At 63.6% G+C, this 3,169-nt stretch carries 3 protein-coding genes; all 3 read right to left on the reverse strand.

All coding sequences use genetic code 11. The features are described 5' to 3' along the window. Positions 1 to 135 precede the first annotated feature (135 nt). The gene (locus P0D96_RS47660; RefSeq protein ID WP_408183643.1) at positions 136 to 729 is read right to left on the reverse strand and encodes a PqiC family protein; all 594 of its coding nucleotides are present in this window, start codon (positions 727 to 729) and stop codon (positions 136 to 138) included. Continuing rightward, the gene (locus tag P0D96_RS47665) at positions 726 to 2,342 is read right to left on the reverse strand and encodes a PqiB family protein (RefSeq protein WP_408183641.1); all 1,617 of its coding nucleotides are present in this window, start codon (positions 2,340 to 2,342) and stop codon (positions 726 to 728) included. The genes P0D96_RS47660 and P0D96_RS47665 overlap by 4 nt, the downstream gene beginning before the upstream one ends. After that, on the reverse strand, positions 2,335 to 3,169 hold an 835-nt coding region (locus P0D96_RS47670), incomplete at its 5' end, for a paraquat-inducible protein A (RefSeq protein WP_408321249.1). The genes P0D96_RS47670 and P0D96_RS47665, both read right to left, overlap by 8 nt.

Genomic DNA, 3,169 nt, shown 5'->3' on the forward strand with positions numbered 1-3,169 from the left:
CGTATCGAGGCTCACGGTCTTCTTCTCCAGTCCAGCGATCGATCAGTGACCCCGGAATCGGGGTATCCTGGTTTCAGCCGACGCGAACCTCGGCGACATATGACCGCTAATAGACCTCCGTTCCCCGTTCCGGCGTCAGTCGACGGTCGTCGGCGGACGGATGCCGGCCGCGATCGCGCGGCTCACGGTGGCAAGCGCCTTGCTCCAGGCCACCACCGCCGCTTCGTAGCCCGCGCCCGCGCAGGGCTCGCTCGCGATGGTCCGGCCGGTGATCGGCGGCGCTTTACCGGGTGGCAACACCGACCACAAGACATCGACGGTCACAGCATCGCCGAGCAAGGCGTCGAAGCGCTGGACGTCGATCCGCACTCGCCAGGCCGCCGCCACGTCGCCGCCGATCGGCAAAGTCGACACGCGAGGGCTGTTCAGCAGTTGCGAGAGATCGGCGACGAACACGCGCGGAATCTGGCTCTTCAGCGGCTCAGCCCAGCGGGCGAATTCGTCGATCGTCACATGGTTCGTGCCGGCGCGAACAACGATCTGCGGTCGGTCGACGAGTTCGGGCACGGTGACCGCGCCGATCACGACGATCATGGGCGGCCCATGATTGACGCTTTCGCGCGGCGCCTCCGCACTCAACGTGTAGAAGTCCGACTTGGGCGAGCCGGCACAACCGGCGAGCACGACCGTGGTCAGCGCAACGGCAAGGCATAGCGATAGGCGCTTCACTTTTTATCCTCCACCTTGCCGCGGATGAGTGCCTCCGGATGGCGTTCGAGGTAGTCCGCCAGCGTGCGGAAAGCGGCCGCTGTGCGCGCCAGTTCGTTCATGGCGTCCGTCGTGTTCTGCGCCAGTGGGGAATCGGGCTGTAGCGTGCTGTTCGCGGAATTTAGCGCCGTCTGTGCAGCAGCGAGCGTGTCCCGTGCCTGCGGCACCACGTCGGTCCGAAACTGCTTGAGAAGGGTATCGGCATCGGCTAGCGTCTTTTGCGCACCCTTCCCGATCCCACCGAATGGAATCTGGTTCAGCTTGGCGAGCAGACTCGTCACCGAATTCTGCATGGACTGCAGGCCGCCAGGTATGGTTGGTATCTCGGGCGGCGTGACGGTCCAATCGACCTTCGCCTTCGGCGCGTTCGGGAAAAAGTCGAGTGCAATATAGAGTTGCCCGGTCAGCAGGTTTCCGGTGCGCAATTGCGCACGTAAGCCATGGTCGACCAGCGTTTGCGCAAGTCGCTGAGGGTCGTCGGTGATCCTTCCTTTCCCTCCCTTCATATAGCGCGACGTGAAGCGCTCTGGAAAGAGACGTATCTCGACCGGGATGCTGAACTGTTTGGTAACGGGATCAAACCGCGTATTGATCGCCGCGACTTCGCCGACCACGATACCGAAAAAATCGACCGGTGCGCCAACCACCAGCCCTCGCACCGACTCCCTGAAAACCAGCGCATAGGTATCGACGATCCGATCGTGCTGCTTCATCGCCTCCGAGCGATCGTGGTACAGCGCGAACTGCGCGTCCGGGGCGGCTTCGGCTCCATCGGCCGTTTGGTCCGGCGTCTGGAATGCGAGTCCGCCGATCAGGATGGCCACCAGCGATTCGGTGTTGACCTTGACGCCCGTCGTATCGAGCGACACGTCGATCCCGCTCGCCTGCCAGAAGCGCGTATCGGACTTCACGTATTTCTCGTAAGGGGCGTTGACGAAGACACGCATCGTCACGCCCTTCCCGTCCGGGTCCAACTGGTACGAAACGATCTGGCCGACCTGCAGCCGCCGGTAGAAAATGGGCGAACCGACATCGAGCGAGCCCATGTCGGCGCCTTTCAGTACAAACTCGCGGCCCGGCACGCCGATGGCGAACACGGGCGGTGACTCCAGGCCCGTGTAATCGCGCCTCGACTTCGTCGATGTGCCCACGTCCATGCCGACGAACGAGCCCGACAGCAGCGTGCCGATGCCGGATACGGTGCCGCCGGAAATGCGTGGACGCACGACCCAGAACCGCGTGTCGTCCACCAGCAGGTTGGTGGCATCTTTGGACAGTTCGGCCGTGGCGACCACGCGGCGGTGATCGCCCGACAGCGTGACACTCTTGACCACACCGATGTCGACGTTCTTGAACTTGATCTTGGTCTTGCCCGCCTCGAGCCCCTCGCCGGTCTCGAAGCTGATCGTCACCGCCGGGCCCTGCTCCATGATCGCCTTCACCGCCAGCCATCCGCCGATGAGCACTGCGATCAGCGGCACCAGCCACACGATCTGCATCCGCCAGCGCGAGCGCGGAGTGGCAATAGCTTCAGGAACGTCAGGCGACCCCGGTTGACCGGGAGGTTTAGCCATGATCGTGCTCCGTTGCGTCCCAGATCAGGCGCGGATCGAATGACATGGCGGCGAACATCGTCAGCACGACTACCGCGCCGAAAGCCACGGCGGCCGGACCTGCCTGGATGGTCGCGAGTGCATTGAACTGGACGAGTGCGACGAGAATCGTGATCACATAGATATCGAGCATCGACCAGCGCCCGACCAGTTCCACCACGCGGTAGACGCGCGTGCGCTGCTGCAGCATCGCAAGCGAGCGCCGCTGCGTCGAGATAACGAGGAACATGATCGCGATGATCTTGAGCATCGGGACGGCGATGCTCGCAATGAACACGATGATGGCTAAAGGCCAGGAGCCGGATGTCCAGAGGTACACCACGCCGCTCAGAATCGTGTCTTTCGCCGAGCCGAACAGCGAACTGGTGTTCATCACGGGCAGCATGTTCGCCGGGATGTACAGCACCATCGCCGCGATCAGGAACGCCCACGTGCGCGCGAAGCTCGCCGGTTTGCGTTCGTGAAGATGCGCGCCGCAGCGCGGACAGCTCGCGTCGTAGACGTGTGGCGCCGCTTTTGTCAGCAACCCGCAATCGTGGCAGGTCATCAGCCCGCTGGCCATTGCCGTGCCTGCGGCCGGTTCGGCGAGTTCTTCCGGGCCGGGTGCGGCGCGATAGTGGCCGCCTATTCGCTGCCAGAGATCGTGCGGATCGAACGCAGCACTGGCCGCCGCGAGTATCAGCATCAACGCACCGAACGTCCAGAGCGCGACGCCCGGCACGACGCTGGCGATATGCGCCAGCTTGACCAGCGCGACCAGCATCCCGAGAATCAGCACCTCCGTCATG

Origin of the sequence: Paraburkholderia sp. RL17-347-BIC-D (assembly GCF_046027915.1) — a bacterium.
GTDB lineage: Bacteria > Pseudomonadota > Gammaproteobacteria > Burkholderiales > Burkholderiaceae > Paraburkholderia.